20 protein-coding genes are annotated in these 23,927 nt (G+C 37.1%); 9 read left to right on the top strand and 11 right to left on the bottom strand.

Features of this window, described 5'->3' with window-relative positions:
* Positions 1-93: 93 nt before the first annotated feature.
* Positions 94-1,227 (bottom strand): sensor histidine kinase, encoded by a 1,134-nt coding sequence (locus LGQ02_RS06135; protein ID WP_226517324.1) that lies wholly within the window; start codon positions 1,225-1,227, stop codon positions 94-96.
* 296 nt (positions 1,228-1,523) lie between these two features.
* On the opposite strand from LGQ02_RS06135, the gene LGQ02_RS06130 reads away from it, so the two are divergent.
* Positions 1,524-2,471 carry an agmatinase family protein gene (locus tag LGQ02_RS06130; RefSeq protein ID WP_404802407.1) on the top strand — a complete coding sequence of 316 codons (948 nt, stop codon included), beginning with the start codon at positions 1,524-1,526 and terminating at the stop codon, positions 2,469-2,471.
* 463 nt (positions 2,472-2,934) lie between these two features.
* On the opposite strand, the gene hemY is transcribed toward LGQ02_RS06130, so the two are convergent.
* From hemY to LGQ02_RS06110, 4 genes are all read right to left on the bottom strand, one after another.
* A complete protein-coding gene (hemY, locus tag LGQ02_RS06125; protein ID WP_226517322.1) occupies positions 2,935-4,362 on the bottom strand; it encodes a protoporphyrinogen oxidase in 1,428 nt (475 codons plus the stop codon).
* Entirely contained in the window at positions 4,355-5,299 is a 945-nt protein-coding gene (hemH, locus tag LGQ02_RS06120; RefSeq protein ID WP_226517321.1) for a ferrochelatase, read from the bottom strand. The genes hemY and hemH overlap by 8 nt, the downstream gene beginning before the upstream one ends.
* A 14-nt stretch (positions 5,300-5,313) precedes the next feature.
* Positions 5,314-6,366, bottom strand: a complete 1,053-nt coding sequence (gene hemE, locus LGQ02_RS06115) for a uroporphyrinogen decarboxylase (RefSeq protein WP_226517320.1) — start codon at positions 6,364-6,366, stop codon at positions 5,314-5,316.
* A gap of 290 nt (positions 6,367-6,656) precedes the next feature.
* Positions 6,657-8,828: a transglycosylase domain-containing protein gene (locus LGQ02_RS06110; RefSeq protein ID WP_226517319.1), complete on the bottom strand. Its 2,172-nt coding sequence runs from the start codon at positions 8,826-8,828 to the stop codon at positions 6,657-6,659.
* 569 nt (positions 8,829-9,397) lie between these two features.
* Here LGQ02_RS06110 and zwf point away from each other — a divergent pair.
* Together zwf and LGQ02_RS06100 are read left to right on the top strand one after the other, a co-directional pair.
* On the top strand, positions 9,398-10,906 hold the full coding sequence (gene zwf, locus LGQ02_RS06105) for a glucose-6-phosphate dehydrogenase (protein ID WP_404802406.1): 1,509 nt from the start codon (positions 9,398-9,400) through the stop codon (positions 10,904-10,906).
* A gap of 73 nt (positions 10,907-10,979) precedes the next feature.
* Positions 10,980-11,600, top strand: a complete 621-nt coding sequence (locus tag LGQ02_RS06100; protein WP_226518236.1) for a cyclase family protein — start codon at positions 10,980-10,982, stop codon at positions 11,598-11,600.
* A 300-nt stretch (positions 11,601-11,900) separates the two neighbouring features.
* On the opposite strand, the gene gndA is transcribed toward LGQ02_RS06100, so the two are convergent.
* On the bottom strand, positions 11,901-13,313 hold the full coding sequence (gene gndA, locus LGQ02_RS06095; RefSeq protein ID WP_226517317.1) for an NADP-dependent phosphogluconate dehydrogenase: 1,413 nt from the start codon (positions 13,311-13,313) through the stop codon (positions 11,901-11,903).
* A gap of 237 nt (positions 13,314-13,550) precedes the next feature.
* On the opposite strand from gndA, the gene LGQ02_RS06090 reads away from it, so the two are divergent.
* Positions 13,551-14,297: a cytochrome c biogenesis CcdA family protein gene (locus tag LGQ02_RS06090; protein WP_226517316.1), complete on the top strand. Its 747-nt coding sequence runs from the start codon at positions 13,551-13,553 to the stop codon at positions 14,295-14,297.
* A 921-nt stretch (positions 14,298-15,218) separates the two neighbouring features.
* A complete protein-coding gene (locus LGQ02_RS06085; protein WP_226517315.1) occupies positions 15,219-16,400 on the top strand; it encodes an amidohydrolase in 1,182 nt (393 codons plus the stop codon).
* A gap of 235 nt (positions 16,401-16,635) precedes the next feature.
* On the opposite strand, the gene LGQ02_RS06080 is transcribed toward LGQ02_RS06085, so the two are convergent.
* The 4 genes from LGQ02_RS06080 to LGQ02_RS06065 form a co-directional block, all read right to left on the bottom strand.
* Positions 16,636-17,349, bottom strand: a complete 714-nt coding sequence (locus LGQ02_RS06080; protein WP_404802405.1) for an EcsC family protein — start codon at positions 17,347-17,349, stop codon at positions 16,636-16,638.
* A 40-nt stretch (positions 17,350-17,389) separates the two neighbouring features.
* The gene (locus LGQ02_RS06075) at positions 17,390-18,607 is read right to left on the bottom strand and encodes an ABC transporter permease (protein WP_226517313.1); all 1,218 of its coding nucleotides are present in this window, start codon (positions 18,605-18,607) and stop codon (positions 17,390-17,392) included.
* Positions 18,600-19,349, bottom strand: a complete 750-nt coding sequence (locus tag LGQ02_RS06070; protein ID WP_226517312.1) for an ABC transporter ATP-binding protein — start codon at positions 19,347-19,349, stop codon at positions 18,600-18,602. The genes LGQ02_RS06075 and LGQ02_RS06070 overlap by 8 nt, the downstream gene beginning before the upstream one ends.
* Before the next feature lie 108 nt (positions 19,350-19,457).
* The gene (locus tag LGQ02_RS06065; RefSeq protein WP_226517311.1) at positions 19,458-20,609 is read right to left on the bottom strand and encodes an MFS transporter; all 1,152 of its coding nucleotides are present in this window, start codon (positions 20,607-20,609) and stop codon (positions 19,458-19,460) included.
* 117 nt (positions 20,610-20,726) lie between these two features.
* On the opposite strand from LGQ02_RS06065, the gene LGQ02_RS06060 reads away from it, so the two are divergent.
* The 3 genes from LGQ02_RS06060 (at position 20,727) to LGQ02_RS06050 (ending at position 22,909) form a co-directional block, all read left to right on the top strand.
* Complete coding sequence (locus LGQ02_RS06060; protein ID WP_226517310.1) at positions 20,727-21,164, top strand: HIT family protein; 438 nt, start codon at positions 20,727-20,729, stop codon at positions 21,162-21,164.
* Positions 21,165-21,595: 431 nt separating this feature from the next.
* On the top strand, positions 21,596-22,183 hold the full coding sequence (locus LGQ02_RS06055; protein WP_226517309.1) for an HTH-type transcriptional regulator Hpr: 588 nt from the start codon (positions 21,596-21,598) through the stop codon (positions 22,181-22,183).
* A gap of 186 nt (positions 22,184-22,369) precedes the next feature.
* The gene (locus LGQ02_RS06050) at positions 22,370-22,909 is read left to right on the top strand and encodes a DUF3267 domain-containing protein (protein WP_226517308.1); all 540 of its coding nucleotides are present in this window, start codon (positions 22,370-22,372) and stop codon (positions 22,907-22,909) included.
* Positions 22,910-22,956: 47 nt separating this feature from the next.
* Here LGQ02_RS06050 and LGQ02_RS06045 read toward each other — a convergent pair whose 3' ends face one another.
* Positions 22,957-23,538 (bottom strand): YpmS family protein, encoded by a 582-nt coding sequence (locus LGQ02_RS06045; RefSeq protein WP_226517307.1) that lies wholly within the window; start codon positions 23,536-23,538, stop codon positions 22,957-22,959.
* A gap of 118 nt (positions 23,539-23,656) precedes the next feature.
* Here LGQ02_RS06045 and LGQ02_RS06040 point away from each other — a divergent pair, with 118 nt between their 5' ends.
* On the top strand, positions 23,657-23,836 hold the full coding sequence (locus LGQ02_RS06040; protein WP_226517306.1) for a hypothetical protein: 180 nt from the start codon (positions 23,657-23,659) through the stop codon (positions 23,834-23,836).
* Positions 23,837-23,927: the final 91 nt, after the last annotated feature.

Below are 23,927 nucleotides of genomic sequence, written 5' to 3'. Positions count from 1 at the left end.
CACTCCTAATGGAATACGTATCTTGTGATCCATTTTTTCATAACTTTTATCATATCATATTGAGGTAAGTTTGCGCATCATTTACTTTCACAATTACGTATATTCGATTGGTAAATAAATTTCAAATGTCGTACTTTCCTCATTCGAGTGGAATTTCACATGGCCTCCGTGCTTTTCAATGACTTGTCTTGTAATTGATAAGCCAATCCCTTTTCCAAGCTCTTTCGTACTAACAAAGGGATCGAAAATTTTATTTTTTATCAATCCTGATATTGGTGGTCCGTTATTTGTAAATGTTAATACAGCCATACCTTCTTCTTCTTTCAAGGTCACTTCTAGTCGTCTTTCATTCTTGCGGAGTAATAATGCGTCAATTGCATTTTGACATAATTTAAAAACTGCGAGTTTTAATTGATCTTCAATAACATTTACTTGCATTAATTCAGTCATATTAAGGGATACTTGTATTTGATGCTCTTTAAAATACGTTTGAAAACTTTCCAATGCTTGGGTAACAACGTTGTTAAACATCATTTTCTTTATGTGAATATCTTGGTGCGTCTTATGATTTGACAGTAACATGATTTGATTAACGTGTTCTTCGAGCTCTTCGATTTCTTTATTAATATAATTGATAAATTTCCCTTCATCAGAAGGCTTGTCTACTCGACTTTCTAAAAGTTGAATAAAGCCTTTAATTGATGTTAATGGGTTACGAATTTCATGTGCAAAGCTTGATGAAAGCTTCGATAACGTTTTAATTCGTTCCTGGTACAGTTTATCTAGTTCTTCATTTTTTTGTTTTAATTCTTCAGTCGATACTTTTGTAGAATGCAGATGGACAGCTTTTTGAAGTTCAAGGAAAAAATGATTTAACTTACACTTCCCCATTGTTTTTTCTGCTTCTTCTGATGGTAACTTATCGATCCATTTTTCAATAATAATCCGAACATTATCGAAATAAGCTAATAATTCTATAAGGTCTATATTTTCTTTTCTTCTGTGATTTTCAACTTTGATACCATGATGTTCGATCTTTGGAGAGGTATTTTCGTACAATGTCATGAGGAAACAGTCAAAAAGGCTGGAAATTTCTAACTCTATATTTTTTTTATCATCTCGTGTGATTTCTTTATTAAATGGATAATGATCAATCAGTTCTTTAAGAATCCAGTGCTTTTTATCGTATATTTGGTCCACTAAACCTCTTTTTACACATGTCATCATTTTTACCTTTCTCCTTCTTGAATTTGTACAGTAGGTTCAAGTATAAGTATACGTTAAAATTGTTTCGGTTTGCTAAGATAGTTTACGACATTAACTTTACACAGTCCTTAAAAACAACGATAATCCACCATGTTTTCACACTGTTCGACAAATACTTTTGTAGAAGTTTGAAATATCCGACATTTTCTTTTTTGAAAAAATTTCTCTTGTCTGTTTACATATGCTCATCTTTGGGTAAAAGGATTTAATGTCCTAAGTTTCATTCTTTAAAAGGAGGAAAAATTGTGACTGATTCAATGATCTATGGAAATACTCCGTGCTTTTTAGGAGCAAAAAATTTAGTGAAAAATCAAGAACAATCAAAACAGTGTGATGTCATATTATATGGAGTCCCTTGGGAAGGTGCCGTAACTTGGGGTGACTATACAGGCTGTGAACTCGGTCCTAAAGTCATGCGGCTTAACTCTGCTAGATATAGTGGTTATTTGCCGGAGCTGAACCACCTAGATGTTTTTGAACATTTGACCCTTGGTGATAAAGGCGATGTTGATGTTATTCCACATGACCCCGAAGCGACAAAAGAAAGAGTTCGTTCTTTTGCTAAAAATATTTGGGAGTCAGGCAAGTTTTCGATTGCACTAGGTGGTGACCACGGGATAACTTATCCAATTATTGAAGGGCTAATTGATCATGGCGAAAAGAAAGTTGGGATTATTCACCTTGATGCTCATTATGATAATAATTTAACTTCTGTTAATGATCCATATGGGCGCGGGTCACCATTCGCTAGGCTTTACGAAACGAAAGGAGTTCGAAACGAAAGCTTAGTACACATGGGCATCCACGGCCCTCGTAATAAGCCAGAAAACGGCAGACTTGCAAAAGAAGTCGGAGCTACAACATTAACGATTGAAGATATTCGTCAAACAAACGACTTAAGAGAACTAACGAAAAAAGCGTATCAAATAGCGTCAAAAGAAACAGATGTTGTTTACTTAAGTATTTGTAGTGATGTACTCGACCACGCGTTTAATCCGGGTGGTCCTGTTTATGGAAATGGCCTCACATCCCATGAACTACTTACAATTGTCCATGAAGTTTGCCGAAACGGTGTCGCTGGAATGGACTTTGTCGAGGTTTACCCTCAACAAGATACGAATGACTTTAGCTCTCACTTCGCATCATTTATTATTTTATATGCCTTAGCTGGTGAGATTGAACGAAGGAACAGCCAGAAAGGGTAAAAAATTTTCATTGGTTGAAAAAAATGAGTTTAGAAAATAGGACAACTAGGTATATATATACTATAACTCCCCCCACTTTCTCATATTTTCCTCTCCCTGTGGAAAGCCGCACGAATTTATCGTGCGGTATTTTTTTTATTTATTGGTTGAATCAATTTCATAACTCAAAATATGATGCGAAATTCCGAATGATGAGTGTGAACTTCACTTCGAAATAAAACGTATATGTAATGAAATATTTATAATATCATTCGTTTCATTGCGCAAAAAACGTAATTATGAAATTGATTTGGATACCCTGAAAATAAGTTTAATAATGTACCATTCGCTTTCGTCAACTCGCTTTCACCTTTAGGTACAAGTGCAATCACCCTTCAATGCTTCGCTTCGTTTTATAAAAATGGTTATATCCGCTATAAAAAAAGCACATGACAAAATATGCCACGCGCTTTCCTGCTGAACATTATAACTTTTGAGACAACGTTTCTACAACTTTTTTTCCTTGATCAATACAATCTGGAACTCCAATTCCTTCAAAAGAAGATCCTGTCACATGTACTTTTGGTAAGTTCTTTTCTAAACCTGACTTGAACTGTTGTAGTCTTTCTTTATGCCCAACGATATATTGAGGCATAGAATGTTTCCAGCGACGAATACGATAAAAGTCCGGATCTCCTTCAAGCTCCATAATATGACTTAAATCTTTCATAACAGCAGAAAGAATCTCTTCATCAGATTTAAAGACAATGTCATCATCACCTGCTCGTCCAACGTATCCTCTTAAAAGAACTTTCCCTTCTGGGGTTGAATGCTCCCATTTTTTATGTGTCCACGTACAAGCTGTAATGGAGTAGTTTGTCTTCTTAGATACGACAAAACCAGAACCGTCCATGTCTTGTTTTACTGCTTCTTTTGGAAATGCCATTGCAACAGTTGCTACAGAAGTAGACGGAATTTCATTCAACCATTGAGCAAAATCATAACCTTTTAAGAACTTATATGTGATATGGTGAGGTGTTGTAATGACTACATGGTCAACAATATCTTCTGAACCATCTGCAAATGTAAGACGGTATTGACTGTCTAACTTCTCAAGTGATTTGAGAGCTGTTCCCTTTTTTACCGTCATTGGATCTAGTTGACGCTCAACTTGATCAACAAGAGACTGTAACCCATTACGGAAGTTTAAAAACATGCCTCTAGGTTTTGCCGATTTCTTTTCAGAAGATGGTGCTTTTTTCGCTTGAGTTGGCCCCTTTGCCATCGATGTTTTCATACCAACGATTAAGCTACGATATTTTTTCTCGATTTGCTGAAATTGAGGAAATGTTGCTTTTAAGCTTAACTGATCAATATTTCCTGCATAAACCCCAGACAATAATGGCTCAATAAGGCGCTCAACGACTTCATTTCCTAATCGCTTTCTAAAGAAGTTTCCTAATGACTGGTCTTCGTCACCATTTGATGTTCTAGGTAAAACTAAATCAAACCCTGCTCTTGCTTTTCCAACAGGTGAAAGTAATTGTGTTTTTAAAAACGGTCCCCACTGCGTAGGAATACCAAAAATCGCTCCGCCTGGCATCGGATACAGCTTTCCTTCATGAAGGATATAAGAGCCTGTTTTACTATATACAACGTCTTCATCTGTCATCCCGACTTCTTTCGCAAGTTCCATGACACTTGTTTTTCTTGCTAAAACAGAGTCAGGCCCTTGTTCAATGACGAATCCATCCGTATAATCTGTGTCAATTTTCCCTCCAAGCTTTTCATTTGCTTCGTAAAGGGTAAAATCTGCTTGAAGACCTTTTTCTTCAATTTCTTTTTGCAAGTAGTAAGCTGCACTTAACCCTGTGATCCCACCACCGATGATAGCAATTCGTTTATTACTCATTCTGACCCGCTTCCTCAAGCGTTCTTTCAATGACGGTTGCTAGGGCATTAATGAACGCTTCTTTCGTATTTGGCATTTCAGGACGATAATATGTAACACCGAGGTCATCTGTTACTACTTTACACTCATAATCGTTATCGTAAAGAACTTCTAAGTGATCTGCTACAAAACCAACAGGGCAGTAAACAAACGCTTCATAACCATGCTTTTCATGAAGATCCCGTGTTAAGTCTTGCACATCTGGACCAATCCAAGGGTCCGGTGTATTTCCTTCACTTTGCCAGCCAATTTCATAATTTTGAACTTCAGCTTTATCTGCAATTAATTTCGCTGTTTCTTCAAGCTGCTTTGGATATGGATCACCGTTTTGTAAAATACGTTCAGGAAGACTATGAGCTGAGAAGATGACAACATGGTTTTCTCGTTCGCTTGCAGTCATGCTTTCACGTGTTTTACGAATTTCTTCTGCCCAATAGTCAATAAACTTCGGCTCATCATACCAACTTTCAACACTTGTAATTTCAGGGCCATCAATCGCTGCTGCCTCTTCCTTCGCACGACCATTATAAGATTTCACACTAAACGTAGAATAGTGAGGAGCAAGTACGATACTTACTGCCTCTTTAATGCCATCTTCTTTCATTTGGTGGACAGCGTCTTCAATGAACGGATCAATATGCTTAAGACCTTGGTAAGATTTAAATTCACGGTCATCAAAACGACGATTAAGCTCTTCTTCTAATTTTTTCGTTTGTTCCTCTGTAATTTTTGCAAGAGGTGAGATCCCACCTATAGCTTCATAGCGAGAAGTTAAATCCTCTAATTGTTCTTGTGATGGTTTTCTCCCACGTCTTATATGTGTGTAATAAGGTTCAACTTCGTCCAAACTCCTTGGCGTACCATATGCCATTACTAATAAGCCAACATTCTTTTTCATCTTGTTCACCCTTTTTATTTATTCAACTTCGTTAACTGTTCGTGTGAGTATTCATGAACAAAACTCGTTAATTTCTTTAATGTATCTGGGCTAATTTCTGGGAAAACACCGTGACCTAAGTTAAAAATAAAGCCTGGCTGCTTAATCCCCTCATCTATAATTGCTTTGGCTTTTTCTTCAATCACGTTCCATGGAGCCATTAAGACACATGGATCAAGGTTTCCTTGTACCGCCTTTGTGATGCCATCTTTCCTTGCTTCTTGAATTGGATAACGCCAATCTAGGCCAACTACATCAAGTGGTAAGTCGTGCCAATCTTTTGCTAGGTGGCGAGCACCAACACCAAACGTAATTAGCGGAACGCCTTCTCCACGAAGTTCTGTGAAAATTCGGTGCATAACCGGTTTCACATATTTTACATAGTCTTGCTGATTTAACGCACCCACCCAAGAATCAAAGATTTGAATCGCTTGTGCACCAGCTTTAATTTGTGCCTTTACATAAGAAATAACCATATCACCGAGTTTATCCATTAATAAGAACCATGCTTTTTCATCTGCATACATTAATGCTTTTGTTTTATTGTAATTTTTCGAAGGACCACCTTCAATCATATAGCTCGCTAATGTAAATGGTGCCCCGCTAAAGCTAATAAGAGGTACGGTTAGTTGCCCTCGTAAAATTTTAATCGTTTCAAGAACATAATCAACGTCTTTTTCAGGTTCAATCGATCCAAGCTTTTCAATATCTGACAGAGTACGGACAGGGTTGTCGATCACTGGCCCAATACCTGATTTAATTTCAACATCGACGCCAATCGCAGGTAGAGGTGTCATAATATCTTTGTATAGAATAGCTGCATCATTGTTATATTGATCAACCGGAAGCTTCGTCACCCATGCACACGTTTCTGGCATTTTTGTAATACCTTCAAGGGAATACTTCTTTTTTAATTCACGATATTCCGGTTGGCTTCGCCCAGCTTGTCTCATATACCAAACAGGGACATGGTCAATTTTTTCTTTCTTCGCTGCTTTTAAAAACTGATCATTGAATACTTGTGTCATAAAGGCACCTCATTTTGTCTTTTTATTTTATTCATACAAGTTCTTTTAGATGGAAAAAAAGTATTTTATTCATAGATAAAATGTAAACCTTTTTAACTATAACTAACGCTAGCCAAGATTGTACACTAAACCAAGAAAATTGTCATAAAATCGATAAAACTTCACACATCGTATAACAAATTGCACATATTAACCTTTATTCATCACCAATATTTTTCCAGGTGCCAAGCACCTGGAAATGTACTTACAACGGAGTCCCTAAGGTAATTTTATAGGGACTCCAATATTGTTTACGAAGCGTCGTCATATGAGAATAGATGAAACTTTGCTTCTGCTATATTTGATGGTTCTCCTTCTCGATTTATTTGAGGGTTATAAGGTACAACGACATATTCACTATTTGAAAGTAAATTTACTCCTTGAACTGTATACTCATTTTTACCAACAACTTCTCCGACCTTTTCATACTGGTCATTCGCTACTTTTTCATAAATGTGATAGTGGAGACGGTGGTCGTCACTACCTGACCAAGTTAAATTAACATTTCCTCCCCTCCAACTTAAAGAAAGTCTTGCGGATAAATCGTTTATTGCAACAAAACGTATCGGTTCTTGAAGGTCTTCCACACCGTCAGGCTTTTCAAATGCTGTCAGCGATTGTGGATCATCTAGTGCCGCTTTTGTTAATATATTTTTGAATAATACAGTCGGAACAGCACTACCTTCGGTTAGATAATGGTTTTCATCAGATCTATCATATCCCATCCAAATCGCACCTGATATTTCTGGTGTAAATCCTGCAAACCATATATCTCTAGCTCCACCGTCAACAAATTCATGAGAAGTAGTTCCCGTTTTTCCTGCAAGTGGACCTTGAAATTCACCATGTCTAGCGGTGCCACCATTCACCACTGCCTCTAGCATTCTCGTCATATGCCATGCAGTTTGTGGAGATATGACCTCTCTGGCCTCTACTTCACGTTCAGCAATTAATTTACCATTACGATCGTAAATTTCTCGAATGAAATAAGCTTCACTAAACTGTCCACCAGTTGCGTATGTTCTATAAGAAGAAGCAAGTTGCAAGGGTGTTACGCCAGTCTCCATTCCACCGAGTGCAAGGCCTAGCCCTTCATTTTCTGCTTCGATACTTTGTAAAGATAATGCTTCTTTTGCATGGTCGAGGCCAATTTGATTTAACAGCCATACTGCAGGAGCATTGGCTGAATGTTTTATTGCATCGTACATGGTCATTTCACCACTATATTGATGGTTATAATTTCGTGGTGAATATCCGTCATAGTCCATAAGCTCATCTTTAAGAAGAGAGTATGGTTGTACGCTTCCCGTTTCTAATGCAGGAGCGTAAACTGCTTGTGGTTTAATGGCTGAACCAGGCTGTCTTTTCGCATGAACACGATTAAATCCTTGTCGAACATACTCTCTACCACCTTGAGCTGCTAAGACCCCTCCAGTTCCATTATCAATTAAAACAATCGACCCTTCTACTTTATTCTCCCCCGTTGATTGAGGGAAATTGGCGTCATGTTGAAACTCAGCAAATGTAACCTCCTGTAGATTTGAGTCCATTTCTACTACAATTCGATAGCCACCTTTAAGTACTTCATCTCTAGATAAGTTGTATTTCTTTTCAGCTTCGTCTAAAACGAGATCCATGTAAGATAAATAAGCAGGGTTTTCCGTCATTTTCGTTGGGTCTGACGGAACCGTTCTGCCTTGAAGACGAACAGCTTCATCAGCAGTTAAGTATCCTCTTCTTTCCATTAAACTTAATACAAGGTTTCGCCTTTGCTCACTTCTCTCTGGATGTTGTATGGGCGAATAAGAATTTGGCCCTTTTGGGAGTGCAGCAAGAAGTGCACCTTCGTCTATTGTTAGCTCACTTACATGTTTATCAAAATATAACTGGCTTGCTGCTTGGATTCCGTGAGCACCATGACCGAAATAAATTCGGTTTAAGTACATTTCTAAAATATCATCCTTTGAATATTCACGTTCCAAATTGATGGCAATAAGTACTTCCTTCGTTTTCCTCAGCCACGTTTTTTCATGAGATAAAAACGTATTTTTCGCTAGCTGTTGTGTAATTGTACTGCCGCCTTCTACTTTCGACCTCGCTATGATATCACGATATAATGCTCGTCCAATCGCTCTGAAATCAACACCTTGATGATCATAAAAACGGTGATCTTCTACAGAAAGAAATGCATGAAGGACATGTTCGGGCACTTCCTCTAGTGAGACCATTTGCCTGTTTTCAACAAATAATTTCGTAATTTCTTCTCCATTCGGATCTTCAATCGTTGTTGCTGCATTCATAACTAATTGTTTATCGTCTATTACATAATTACCAAATAGAATAATTCCTAGATATAGTGTAAAACCAATGACAAATACCGAAACAACAAACAAAAAACTAAACACGACTCTCTTTTTCGACATATTGTCACCTCCTAAATCTTTATTTTACGGCAAAAAGCAAGAAAGATGTATAAATTTCACCATAATCATTCATATATCTTATTATCTACGAGAACGCACGAGAAATGTTTCACCTTCGATCAGACTGATCATATGAACCAACGATACAAATTCTTTTTAATAAAGTGTTTTTAAAATTAGGCTTTGTTAAAGGCTAGTGTTGATTTTACAAAATTACACTCGCTTGCACCTCTAGGCACAAGTTCGACATCCGCTTATGCTTCACTTCGTTTGCATTCACGGTGTCTTCTTTGCCGCGGGTAAGGCTTCAGCTAATCGGGAAAAAGCACCCCGATGGATCTTCAGCTCTTGCTTTCCCGCAGGCGTCTCGTGATTTTTGAAAATCAACAATGAAGATTAACAGGCCTAAAATTATTAAATCTTCCTAACAATGTCTATAACTAGAGCATTTCCGCCTATTATGTTATTCTTTTTCTTGGGTTTCAACCTTTTAATGTCATTATAGAAATACAACGCCGCAAGTTGGGATAGTCTAATTAAAAGAAAATGTTTTATAGAAAAGAGGGTTTATTTTGACAACTGAAGATAGAAAGTGTTCAATTATCATTTTTGGTGCAACCGGAGACTTAGCGAAGAGAAAGCTCTACCCTTCAATATATAACTTATATAAAAAGGGGAAGCTTTCAAACAACTTCGCCATCATCGGTGCCGCTCGACGTCCATGGACAAATGAAGTTTTCAGAGAGAATGTCGCTAATTCAATCCATGACGCAAATATGAATGTTGACGACAATGAATTGGACGAATTTCTTAACCATTTCCACTACTTGTCTTTTGATGTAACAAATGTTGCCTCTTATCAAGAGCTAAATGAATTATTAAGTCAATTAGAGGAGACATTCAGCATTCCTGGAAATCGCATTTTTTACATGGCGATGGCTCCTCAATTCTTCGGTACAATTGCGTCGCAATTAAAGTCAGAAGGTGTGACAAACACGAGCGGCTGGAATCGCCTTATTATCGAAAAGCCATTTGGACATAATTTAGAATCTGCCCAAAAACTAAATGATGAACTTCGTGAAGCATTTGATGAAAGTGCTATTTATCGTATTGACCATTACCTTGGTAAAGAAATGGTCCAAAATATTGAAGTGATTCGTTTTGCTAATGCAATGTTTGAACCATTATGGAATAACCGCTATATCTCTAATGTTCAAATTACTTCTAGTGAATTACTTGGAGTAGAAGATCGCGGAGGATATTACGATCAAAGTGGTGCCCTACGTGACATGGTACAAAACCATATGCTACAAATGGTTGCCTTACTAGCAATGGAACCACCAATCCGCTTAACAACAGACGAAGTACGTAGTGAAAAAATCAAAGCTTTACGAGCACTTCGGCCGTTAGAGAGCACGGATGTTGAAAAATATTTTGTTAGAGGACAATATGGTCCAGGGATTATTAATGAAGAAAATGTAAATGGTTATCGTCAGGAAAGTAATGTTGATCCTCAATCTTCAACTGAAACATTCGTGGCAGGTAAACTTTTAATTGATAATTTCCGTTGGGCAGGAGTCCCCTTTTACATTCGTACTGGAAAACGTATGACTGGAAAGTCTACAAAAATTGTGATTCAATTTAAGGAATTACCGATGAACTTATATTATAAATCAGACGATGAAAAACACCCTAACTTGCTAATCATTCACATACAGCCTGACGAAGGGATTTCCATTGTATTAAATGGTAAAAAAATAGGACTCTCAGAAGGAACAACACCTGTAAAACTTGATTATTGTAGCGATTGTCCAGACTCAATAAACACACCAGAAGCATATGAAAAACTATTGTATGATTGTATCATAGGAGATGGCACAAACTTTACACACTGGGATGAAGTCGCTCTGTCTTGGAACTTTGTTGACAAAATTTCAAACGTATGGGAATCTACACCAGCTGGAGATTTTCCTAATTATGAGTCTGGCTCTATGGGACCAAAAGTATCGGACAAGTTACTTGCAGAAGATGGCTTCCATTGGTGGCCAGTCATTGATGACAGTGCCTACTCTATTTAACTAGCTACATGAAGAAAGCACTACAGCAATTGATCTGAATTCTAAACGGTTTAAATGAAAGGGGAAAACAATGATGAAAATGTATGATATTACAACACCAATTTATGAAGGAATGCCTGTTTATAAAAATAAGGAAGAGAAACAGCCAAAAGTTGAATCTACGACAAACGCTCACGTTACTGAGTCGAGACTTTCATTAGATGTTCACACTGGTACGCATATTGACGCACCACTACATATGATTAATGATGGAGAAACCTTTGAAACGCTAGATATCGATGACTTAGTCGGGTCTAGTAAAGTGATTGATTTAACAAATGTTGAAGGTGGGATCACGAAAGATCACTTGCAAAGCTTTGACATTGAAAAAGGTGACTTCATCCTAATCAAGACGAAAAATTCCTTCGATGAAGAATTTAATTTTGAATTTATTTATTTAGCCGAATCTGGAGCAAAATATTTAGCTGAAAAAGAAATTCGTGGGGTTGGAATTGATGCTCTTGGTGTCGAACGCGCTCAAGAAGGTCATCCGACACACAAAACTTTATTCGGAAGCAACATCATTGTCATCGAAGGGTTAGAGCTGAAAGAGGTTCCTGAAGGTAGTTACTTTATGGTTGCAGCACCAATAAAGTTAGTTGGTACAGATGCTTCCCCTGCTCGTGTCCTTTTATTCGAAGGCATGAATGGTTAACGCTAAAGCAAGCTATACATTAACTGAGCATATTCAACTTAGTTAACGAAAGAAGGATGATTCGTCGTGATATCACGTACGAGTCATCCTTTTTTTAAAGACAAGATACGAAGTCATGTCGTTATAAAAATTTAATGAAATCTTAGTTGCAGTTATATAATCAAACTTTAAAATTCTGGTAGTACAAAAATGGACACCAATGCCGTAGCATGGTGCCCAATCAAGTACTTCAATTGGAGTACTTCTTGTCAATGTCATAGTTATTTCTCTATGTGAAGCCTTTTAGAAAACTATAATCGCTTACTTTTCTAACCAGTTTGTATGGAACGTACCTTCTTTATCAATTCGTTTATACGTATGTGCTCCAAAATAGTCGCGCTGTGCTTGAAGAAGGTTCGCTGGTAATGTTGCTGTACGGTAGCTGTCATAGTAAGAAAGTGCTGCTGAAAATGCCGGTACAGGTACACCGTGCTGAGCAGCAAGAGAAATGACATCACGTAACGCTCCTTGATAAGATTCAACAATCTCTTGGAAATAAGGGTCTAATAACAGGTTCGGTAAATTTTCATCTCTGTCATATGCTTCTTTAATGTTTTGTAAAAAGCCAGCACGAATGATACATCCACCTCTCCAAATCATTGCGATACCGCCAACATCCAAGTCCCAATCGTACTCATCTGATGCCGCTTTTAATTGAGACAAGCCTTGAGCATATGAGCAAATTTTACTCATATATAACGCCTTTCGAACTGCTTCGATTACATCTTTTTTCTCAACTGTAAGCTCTGGTCTTTCAGGGCCTTTTAAAATTGAGCTCGCATGCACTCGTTCTTCTTTTAACGCAGACAAGAAACGAGCAAAGACAGATTCAGTAATGAGTGGCAGTGGTACGCCAAGGTCAAGGGCGCTGACGCTCGTCCATTTTCCTGTTCCCTTTTGTCCGGCAGTATCTAAAATAACATCGACTAAAGGCTTATTCGTTTCTGGATCAACCTTTGTAAAAATATCAGCCGTGATCTCAATTAAATAACTGTCTAATTCGCCTTGATTCCACTCGGCAAAAATTTCATGAAGTTCGCCGGCATTAACACCTAATATATTCTTCAACAAGAAATACGCTTCACAAATTAATTGCATATCTCCGTATTCAATACCGTTATGCACCATTTTCACATAATGGCCTGCTCCATCTGGGCCGATGTATCGGCAACACGGTTCATCATTTACTTTTGCTGAAATTTCTTCAAGCATATCTTGCACTTTTTCATAGGCATCTTTTTGTCCACCAGGCATAATAGCAGGACCTTTTAAGGCACCTTCTTCTCCTCCGGAAACTCCTGCACCAATAAAGTTAATACCTTTTGTGCCTAAGTACTTATTACGGCGAATCGTATCTTCATAATATGTATTCCCGCCATCAATTAAGATGTCTCCTTCATCCAAATAAGGTAATAACGATTCAATCGCTTTATCAGTGATCTCACCTGCGTTTACCATTAATAATATTTTTCTAGGTTTCTCCAATGAGTTAATAAATTCTTCAACATTATTCGTTCCTACGAAATTTTTACCTTCGTTTGTGCGTAAAACCTCATCAACTGTCTCTTTTGAAAGGTCATATATCGCAACAGAAAAGCCTTTACTTTCAAAATTTAAAGCTAGACTCTTCCCCATTACTCCAACACCGACAACTCCAATTTGTTGTTTTGGCATAGTTGTTTAACACCCCTTTTCTATACTACATTTGATATTATATATGATATAAAGCTTTTAATCCAAAAATGAAGCAAAACTTATTAAAAGAACAAACCATTTCCAGATGTGACAAATATCTGACGTATAACAAAACCTCACCTTTGTGTAAATTATTACGTTATAATATACTAGCAATGGATATACATGAATAAGATAGAATTGTCCACCTAAAGTGATTAATGGAGGTTTTCATAAATGACCGTTTTAAGTGTATTTATTATAAATGAATTCACGTTCCTTTCTTTATTTATTGCTTTGTTTGCTGGTATCGTATCGTTTTTATCACCATGCGTTTTTCCGCTTGTCCCAGCTTACATCGCCCAATTAACTGGTAGTAATATTTCAGAAAACCAAATTCAGGCCGATCGTAAATTAATTTTTACTCGTAGTATTGGCTTTATCATTGGTTTTACATCGATCTTTTTAATATTAGGTGCTTCTTCAACGTTTATTGGAAGTCTTTTTATACAAAATCGTGAATTACTTGAAAAATTGGGTGGAATCGTTATTGTTCTCTTCGGTCTTCAATTAATGGGTATTTTTAACATTAACTTCTTATTAAATGAGAAAAGAATTTCAAACCCTAAAAAGTCAACGAGTTTTGGTAGATCAGTCGCATTCGGTCTCGTCTTCGCTGCAGGTTGGTCTCCATGTATCGGCCTTGTTCTCGGCTCAATCCTTGCGTTAGCTTCACAAAGCTCAGATGCGCTTGGTGGAATGCTATTATTGCTTGTTTATTCACTAGGGCTCGGAATCCCATTCTTACTCGTATCTTTACTTTACGCTAAATCACTAGATAAAGTTCGCAATATAAACCGTTACTTACCAATCATTCAAAAAGCTAGTGGTGCCATTATGGTAGTTCTAGGAATTATGTTGTTTACTGGTGTTTTCTTTAGAATGGCAGCTTATTTATCCCAATACATCCCTTTTAACATTTAACTGATTATATTTTAAAGGCATTGTTAAAGTCACTGTTCGTTTTGTGACTTCGCTTCCGCCGGACGCTTTCACCTCTAGGCACAAGTACGACATCTATTCAAGCTTCACTTCGCTTGCTTTCTTAGTGTCTTCTTTGCCGCAGGCACGGCACGGGCTTCCCAAAACTCCCCACGTTCGTTTTGGGTGATTTTCGTCTCGTGCTCTTCCTACCTCTTCCTCTACAAGTTTCGCTTCGTTGTAGCTGCGTCGAGGTAGCGCGTAGCTTACTCGTAAAGTTTGTGCTTGTGCTGGAGTCGCCGCCTATCGCTCGACTCACTAAAACTTCATCAGCAACCATTCCTTTAACAACACTAAACTTTAACAGAGCAATTTTAATAAGTACTGAAGTTCATTTGAGCTTCTGTACTTTTTTTATTTTGTTCTCATACCTAAAAGATGAAAGCGAGCAAAATATAGCAAACAAAACAAATTAGATATTTATCAAATGAATCAATTACATAATTACGTTTTTTGCGCAATGAAACGAATGATATTATAAATATTTCATTAAATGTACGTTTTATTTGTACTATCAGAATTTATAAATTTATGGTCGATAGAATAAGTGCTCCTGCGATTACTCGTCGCAGATCGGAGTAATGTCGAGGAAGCCGTTGCTTTGTGCTCCTGCGCCGCTATGCTTGCTCGTCGCAGGTAAAGAATGCTCCTGCGGTTACTCGTCGCAGGTCGGAGTCCGTCTGAAGTGAAGTTCACGCTCATCATTCGGAGTTTCGCATCTTATTTTGAGTGATGAAATTGGCTCAAATTAGCGATTTTTAAGAAAATTATTGAAACTTCCTGTCGAAGGGAGGAAAACGGCTAATTTTTGTGGAAAGGTTTTAGAAGAAATATCGTAGTTATAGATGAGAGGAGATGAGAATCATGATATCTAAAATAGAAGAGAAATTACACAGTTATTATGATGAGATGGTACAGATTAGAAGGTATTTACATCAACACCCAGAGCTTTCATTTCAAGAAGTAAAAACACCAAAATATATTGCTGATTACCATCGCAAAATAGGTTTAGAGGTTAAGGAAGAGGTCGGCGAACGAGGTGTTGTCGCCACATTAACGGGAGGAAAACCTGGACCAACAGTTGCACTGCGAGCCGATTTCGATGCACTCCCTATGCAAGATGAAAAGGATGTTCCTTACAAATCGAAGGTTCCAGGAGTCACACATGCATGCGGTCATGATGGGCATACAGCACTATTACTAATTCTAGCAAAAGCATTAAAAAGCGAACAAGATTCTTTGGAAGGAAGCGTTGTCTTTATACACCAACATGCTGAAGAACTAGCGCCAGGTGGAGCGATTGCAATGATTGCAGATGGCTGCCTTGAAGGTGTTGACGTCATTTTTGGCACTCACTTATGGGCAACAGAACCTACTGGAGTAATTCAATATAACGAAAATGCTTTAATGGCTGCAGCAGATAAGTTTGAGATTTTTGTTCAAGGTAAAGGCGGGCACGGAGCTCAACCTCACAATTCAAAAGATGCAATTTTACTAGGTTCACAACTCGTCGAATCATTTCAGCAAATCGTCAGTCGTAGAGTTGATCCACTAGACCCTGTTGTTATTAGCGTCGGATCTTTCGAAGCTAAAAATGCTTTTAATGTTATTGCAGACACTGCAAAACTCATCGGAACTGTTCGTACTTTTGATGAACAGACACAACGGCAAGTACAAGAAGAAATGAACCGTGTCATCGATGGATTAGCTGCTAGCTTCGGTGCTGAAGTGAATTTCCATTATTATAAAGGTTATCCTGCACTAATTAACCATTGTGAAGAATCACAGTTTGTACGTGATATCACAAAGGATATTCCTGAAATCTCCAAAGTTGAGGAGAGCAAACCACAAATGGGTGGAGAAGACTTTAGTTACTACTTACACCACGTAAAAGGAGCGTTTTTCTTTACTGGCGCACAAAGCCCTAATTGGGATGTTACGTACCCACACCACCATCCGAAATTTGATATCGATGAAAAAGCAATGTTATACGGAGCGAAGGCGTTAGCGAGGTTAACACTTGCTTCATTTCAAAAATATAAATAAATGATTTGATTCAAATGTAGGTCACCAATATTTACTTGGTGATCTTTTCTTTTTTACGCTCATATGTGTGATTGATCGTTACCTTCCTTTTTTCACAATTTATGCAATACACCAATACAGAGATTGATTACCTCCTACTCGTATTCTCCCGAGCAACGTCACCAATACCACGGTTACGTTTTCATGCAAAAAAAATGCCTCAACGGACACTTCCACCCATTGAGACATCCCTGCATTACTGTTTTAATAACCTATGGCGAAAACTATTTTTCGCATGGTAAGCTAACACATCTAAATAATGATAGTTTGCAACGGCACCAACAATTGCACCAAACCCTGGGATGAGTTGTAACGTTTTCGGTAAATCGATAAAGTCACGATATTCAAGTTGAAATGACTTCCAGTCGATGGACTCCATATAAGTCAGGCGATCTGGGAGTTTTTCCTTTTCTTTATCCCAGTTTGTCACTTTCTCGAACGTTTTAGCTTTTTGTTCATCTTTTGAAAAAGCTAGCTGAAAGACATTTAACAGAAATAATCGTTCACGATAATCTTTCACATCAAAGCCATATATTTTTGCTGCATCGAAAAGAAATTTCATTTTTATACTCAATAAAAGCGGAAAGTCTGCAAGCCCAAGAAAAATACCTCCAGCCCCAGTACCTGCTCCTTCAACTGCCGCTGAACGTTTATACATTTCAACCTTTTTATCTAAAATCTCTTCACGTTCATCTAGAGTACGTTCTAAAATCATTTTTTGATCTGATAAGTAGTCACTGCCAGCTAAAGTTGCCCGCACCATCTGTTTTACACTGCTTGATACGGTTTGGTGAACTTTTTCAGGAATTTTTCTATTGATTTTATTTTGCATGTCTTTAGTAAACTTCCCGGTAATTGACTGTGGCTTTAACGTTTTTCGTTCCCACCGTTTTAGTTCCCGTTCAACCATTTCCTCCCTCAAAGTTCTTCCCCCTTTTTTCCATTCCAACCTAATTAGCTTCGTACACTTTTTTCAAACGTACATTTAAATGAAAGGCGTACACTGCAATTCCGAATAGAAGTGTAATTCCACCGTCAAGTAGAGAGTGCGCGATAGAAACTGTTATACCAAAAATAACTGCTTGTAATACACCGAAAAACTGAATGAGGAATTGATGGTTAGAAAACTTCGACTCAACACGTATTGGATATAGTTCAATCATTTGATGTGTCACAAAATGGTTTCTCACTGTCTCTAACTGTAACGCCGTCATGTAAGGGAAAATAATCGCTAGTAACCATCTGCCCCAGTCGAGTTGAACAATGCTTAAAAATAGTACCCCAAGTAATGTCAGCCTTAAATAAATGCCAAAGTAATCGTTTGAACGAACAAAAGCTTTTAAAAACATATAACGATATACGTGTTCTTTTTTATGTTTAATAACGGTAAATAAAAATGATAGCCACCCTCGATATTTTACCGTAGTTTTTAACGCCGGTACGTCCGTAAACGAGTTTGCAACTCTGTAAAAGGTCATCACTGTTTTGTTTTCTATATCTACAAGGCGGTCCCATTTAATACTATGTGTACGTGAGAGCCTATGAAAATATCCGATATAAAATAGAAGCAAACTAAAAGCAAGTGAAGCGATTAACCATACGGACTGTAAAGAAAACAATGCAAATACCGCTACACCATTTAAACCAAGTCTCATTGCCATATGTAAAAAGTACACATTCGTTTCTTGAATACGCTGCTCTTCAAAGCTTGATGCCAAGTTCCAAAGCTTTAAGCCACTCAGTAATATAAGAATTGAGAACAAAACCGAACTAGAGTCAGCAATTCGATCAAAAAATAGCGGTGTTAATATTAAAAAAACAAGGGCTAGCCAAAATGTTTCCATCATCCAACTGTACTTAATGGAAGAACGAAAATAAGGAGACATTCTCCCTTCCAAGGGAATTAGGTAAAACAAATCACCTTGCTTTGCAAAAGTACGTACTCTCCCCCTCGTAACCATCCAGGTGAACATAGCAGTAAAAAATAAAGTTGCTGGAAATGTTTCAGGAAGCCACGCTAAAAACTCACCATAATAATAGCTTCCGAAGAGAAATAATAAGTATAAAGTAAACAGAAACCCACTGTTGCCGATTAACCTCAAATACTTAATTGCCATCGTCCAATAATCACTACGCCGTTTTATCCAAAGCTCTTTTTCTTCAATCATCGTCATCTTCCTTCGTTACTTCAACATAAATGTCATCTAAATCCGCGCCAGGCATTTTTGCTTGATTTTGTAATTCAGCTAACGTCCCTTGCAAGATGATTCGCCCATGATGAAGAAGGATAAAACGATCGCAATACTTTTCGGCTGTCGCTAAGATGTGTGTGGACATTAAAATACCACACCCTTCTTCCTTCATCTCTACCATTCGGTCGAGAAAAGATTTAATTCCGATCGGATCAAGACCTACGAATGGCTCGTCCGCAATGTACAGTGGGGGCCTGATTAGAAAAGCACACATAATCATAACCTTTTGTCGCATACCTTTAGAAAAGTGACTCGGAAACCAGTTCTTCATTTTTTTCATTCGAAATTCTTTGAGCAGCTTTTCGCCCCGTTCTTCAAATGTTTGTTTATCCAGCCCGTAAGCCATTGCCGTTAATTCTAAATGCTCCCAAAGAGTCATCTCCTCATATAGAAGAGGGGTCTCAGGAATATATGCAAGTTGTTGACGATACCCTTCTTTATTTTCGCGAAAGGACTTCCCTTCAATTGTTACTTCACCGGCATGTGGTTCCATTAACCCTAGAATATGCTTAATTGTTGTACTTTTACCAGCACCATTTAAACCGATTAACCCAACAATTTCGTGACGGTTTACTGAAAATGAAACATCGTGTAATACAGGTTTACTACGCTGATACCCACCTGATACATTGTTTATCGATAACAATTGCTCTGTCATTAGTTACGTCTCCTTTATTCATCTTAAAAAATAATCGGATCTTAACTTTGTTTAAATCAAAGATATTTCCACTCTTTTACTATAACGAATCTTATATTCAATGAAAAGTTATGAATGAGCGAAATATGGCTTTTTTCCTTTCTCTATAAATAGCAGACCGATAGATGTGACAGCTAGCATGACAATGATCCAAGCGATAAAGTATGGAGATATAACATCACGTACGGCACCAGCGATAAAAGGTGACGAAATTGTTCCAACTGAAAATACAGCAGACAGAACAGCAAAAGCTTTCCCTCTACTTTCTGGCATCACATTTTCTGTCAGAAGTGTCATCATAGCTGGAAACAAGATCCCTGTTGAAATGCCAAACAAGATTAAACTTCCTACCGATACTACCGGAGCTGTAAACATCATCCACATAAATGAGGCGGACATGCTAAAAAGCCCTAATAAAATGCGAAATCTTGTATTTAACTTATGCAATAAAACAAACGAAAGAATGAAAAATGTCCCGATTCCCATGTATGCTGCATTTTTCCCAACTTCCCCTTTTGTTAGACCTGCCTCAACTGAAAGAAACGGTAGCTCGTACATTAATGTTCCTTGAGCAAACATAACCGCAAAAGCCGTTAAAAACACTGGAAGAAGTGAATGTTGTTTTATTATTTGAAGAGGATTTGTCACATTCGTTTTCTTCACAGGTAATGAAGGCTGATGTAAATACTTATATGCGATCATAAAGGCAAGAAACGTTACGGCAGAAATAAATAGATACGTACCGTCAGCACCTGCTCTCTCTCCAATTATTCCCCCTGCGACAGGTGCAGTAGTCATCGCTGCTGTAATCATTAACGTATTCATCGCCATATTTTTACTCTGCTCTTCATTCGTTTTTGCATACGAAGACAACAACGTCATACAGGCCGGCGTTAAAAAGGCTAATATAAGTCCATTTAGCACACGTAATGCAAACAAATGAGTCGATTCTGAGATGAGTGTGTGAAGCAGTAATGAAATGGACATAAGCAACAATGGAATGGTGATAAATACCTTTGCTCCATACTTATCAATATAATTTCCAGCAACTAAGTTTCCACCTAAATTTACAAAAGAAGTAACACTAAGCATGACGCCAATTAAAAAGCTCCCTGCACCAAGAGAAACAGCAAGTGGAGTAAAGACTGGAAACTGCATATGCATACTCGTAAAGATTAAAAACAAGAGGATAAATAATACGAACTTTTGTTTAATGACCAATAGTAGCACCTCCCATTGTCCAATCGTATGAATAAAAAGACTAAAATAGACATGCCTTTTTCATTCAGGGGAAATATATGATAATATTGGTAAAAATATTAAGAAGAGGTGAATTGCATGTCAGAAGCAAACGATTGTATTTTTTGTAAAATCATCAATGGGGACATCCCTTCATCAAAAGTTTATGAAGATGACCACGTTCTTGCATTTTTAGATTTGAGTCAAGTGACAAAAGGACATACGTTAGTCATTCCGAAAAAGCATGAAGAAAACATTTACGAATTAAGCGAAGATACTGCTAAGCAATTATTTGCAGTTGTCCCAAAAATCGCAAATGCCATTAAAGAAGCGTATGAGCCACTAGGAATGAACGTATTAAACAATAATGGTAAGGATGCAGGTCAATCAGTATTCCATTACCACCTACACCTTATTCCTAGGTATGGTAAAGGTGATGGTTTTGGTGCTGTATGGCACGATCATAGCAGCCAATACTCTCCTGAACAGTTACAAGAAATTGCTAAAGACATTCACTCACGTATAAAAACGGTGTAGACATATGCATGGTGATGACGGGTTTCTAATAAGAAGCCCGTTTTTTAAAAATTGCCTTTATTAAAAGTCCCTCCCATATGTACTAAAATAAAAGAAATATTATATAGTAATACTGCCCTTTTCATTATCAAAAGGCGCACCTATAATGCTTTAATCTGTGAAACAAAGAAACCTTACCGTTATTAACGACTACAACTGCACACCTACTAGCATTACAACATTTCTAAAAATAATTTTCAGAAAATACAGAAAGGATATTGAGATTTTTTTATGCATTATGTTATGATGTTAATATCATTTTACTAATAAAATATTGAATTTTTCGATAATATCCAAAAAAGAGATTGTTCAAAAAGAAGGGAAAATATTGGTGGCAAAATCTTTTCCATACTTTTTGAACAACCTCTAACTTTACATGGGAGGGAATCATAGTGGAGCAACACCCTGCACATTCAGTGAAACAATCAATCATGTTTAGTCATAAGGTGGCTCAATTAAGTAAAGCTTTATGGAAATCTGTTGAAAAAGATTGGCAATCATGGATTAAACCATATGACTTAAATATTAATGAACACCATATTTTATGGATCTCATATCACCTAGAAGGAGCTTCGATTTCAGATATCGCAAAATTTGGCGTAATGCACGTTTCCACAGCCTTTAATTTCTCAAAGAAACTTGAAGAGCGTGGGTACTTGAAGTTTTCTAAACGCAATAACGACAAGCGAAATACGTACGTGTACTTAACTGATGAAGGAGAAGAACTACTTCTAAAAACGTTAGAGACTTATGACCCACATACATACGGTATTTACAGTGGTTCATTACCTATTAAAGAATTATACGGTAAGTTCCCTGACTTCTCCGAACTAATGAGTATTTTAAAACATGTTTACGGGCCTGATTTTATGACCATTTTCGAAAAATCGTTATCTAAGCTAGAATCTGATTTTGATGAAGTAAATGGAAGACTCGTCCCAAAGGAATTCGAAGAAGAAAGAGAGAAAGAATCATCATAACAATCATAACCGACCAAGGTCGGTTATTTTTTTATTTTTTACTCAAACTATTTACATGAGAACAGTAGGGGCCCTAGCGAGAACAAATCATTTGAAAAATACAAGGAAAAAATCTTTTAAAAAAGACTTGATTTCTCCTTGCTAAGGGCGTAAATTACAATAATGGATTAAAGGAGGTGGAAGCAGATGAACTGCTTGAAAACCATTTCAGTTGAGCATGACTTTGGAAAAGAACGCCTATGGTTCTTATCAGGAATTGTTATGGTCGGCTATTTTATTGTTTATTATCTAATATTCCGAACGTTTTTTTCCCAGCAACCGCTTATCGATTACGGGGTTGGATTTTTATTTTTTAGCTTATTTTTAGTTTTTCCAGCTCATTTATTTTTGCACTGTTTACCAATTTGGATGAAAGGAAAAAAAGCGACTCTTGGAATAAGACGAAATCAATGGCCATATATTTATTATTCAACAAAAAATGCATTGCCAAAGCGAATCGTTCTTTTATCAATCTGTTCACCTGCGATTGTTATTACCGTTTCAGCAGTTATTGTGACGATTCTGTTTCCACAGTGGTTACATTATTTGGCTATGATCTCAGCGCTAAATATAGGTTTATGTGTATACGATTATATGAACTTTAAACAATTACGGACGGCGCCAAAGTCCTCACTTATAGAAGAACACCAAGATGGCTTTCATATTTTATTTAAAAGTCAACCATAGTAAAATCCGCAGTCATACATATCTTGACTGCGGATTTCTTCATTTTTTTATTTTATTGTTACCTCCAACACAATTTCATTTTCGTCCAAATCGAACTTTTGTACTTTTACCTGCATCTCATCACTGATACCATCTCTAATATTTAAAAAGATCTTCCTTTCTGGCGGGATCACTTCCATCCAGTCTGGAAAGTCCACTGAAGTTTGCATTAACTGTAAGACTCTTTCAGAAGACAATTGTAAGACACCAACTCGAAAAGAATGCTCATAAAGAACTAAATTTCCTTCCTCTGTTACATTAGGAGCAAAAACCATTTCTATCGGTACATTCATCCCAAGTACGTTTATACTCGTCTCAAAAAAGATGAGGTCAGCTAAGTATATCGAGAGCTCTTCTCCCATCGTTTCTTTTACTTCTTTTTGTATCCAATAATTCACATCTTCTTTAGTCGTTGAGACTGTAAACGTTGCACCATCGATATCTTCTTGAATATGGGCCTGCCTTTCTTCAATTTCTACTGGTTGTAAAACAAAATATAAGATCGTCATTCCAACTAAAATCATTGCGATGATAAATCCTAAAAACGAAAAAAACGCTATTTTCCATATATTGGTGTCTTCTCTTTTCATGCTTTGTCCTCCATTATTTTTATATCCTACATAAACGAATTTTTGCAAAGTCCTATGATTTTTATCGATCTTTTGATAAAGTTAAATATGAGTCTACCTAATATGTGGGGGTTACTAGATGCTTATTCCTTTTTTTCTTTTTTCAATTTTGTATTTATTTATGATTAATTCTATGACAAATTCATTATGTATACAAAAGGAAATTCCAGAAGAGAGACAAGCGAAAGTTTTTCGTACGATTAATGTTTTAATTACGATCTTATTGACTTCCTCTTACTTCCGTGTTTTCTTTACGTAATGAATGAAAAGAGAGCTTGATCTTAAAAGTTAATTAACAAGCAGGGATTTACATTCCCTGCTTGTTATTTTTCCCTTTATTTTCGTTATCT

The sequence above is a fragment of the Bacillus shivajii genome, assembly GCF_020519665.1.
Lineage (GTDB): Bacteria > Bacillota > Bacilli > Bacillales > Salisediminibacteriaceae > Bacillus_CA > Bacillus_CA shivajii.
The sequence above is the reverse complement of the archived record's forward strand: the minus strand, read 5'-3'. Positions and strand labels throughout refer to the sequence as shown.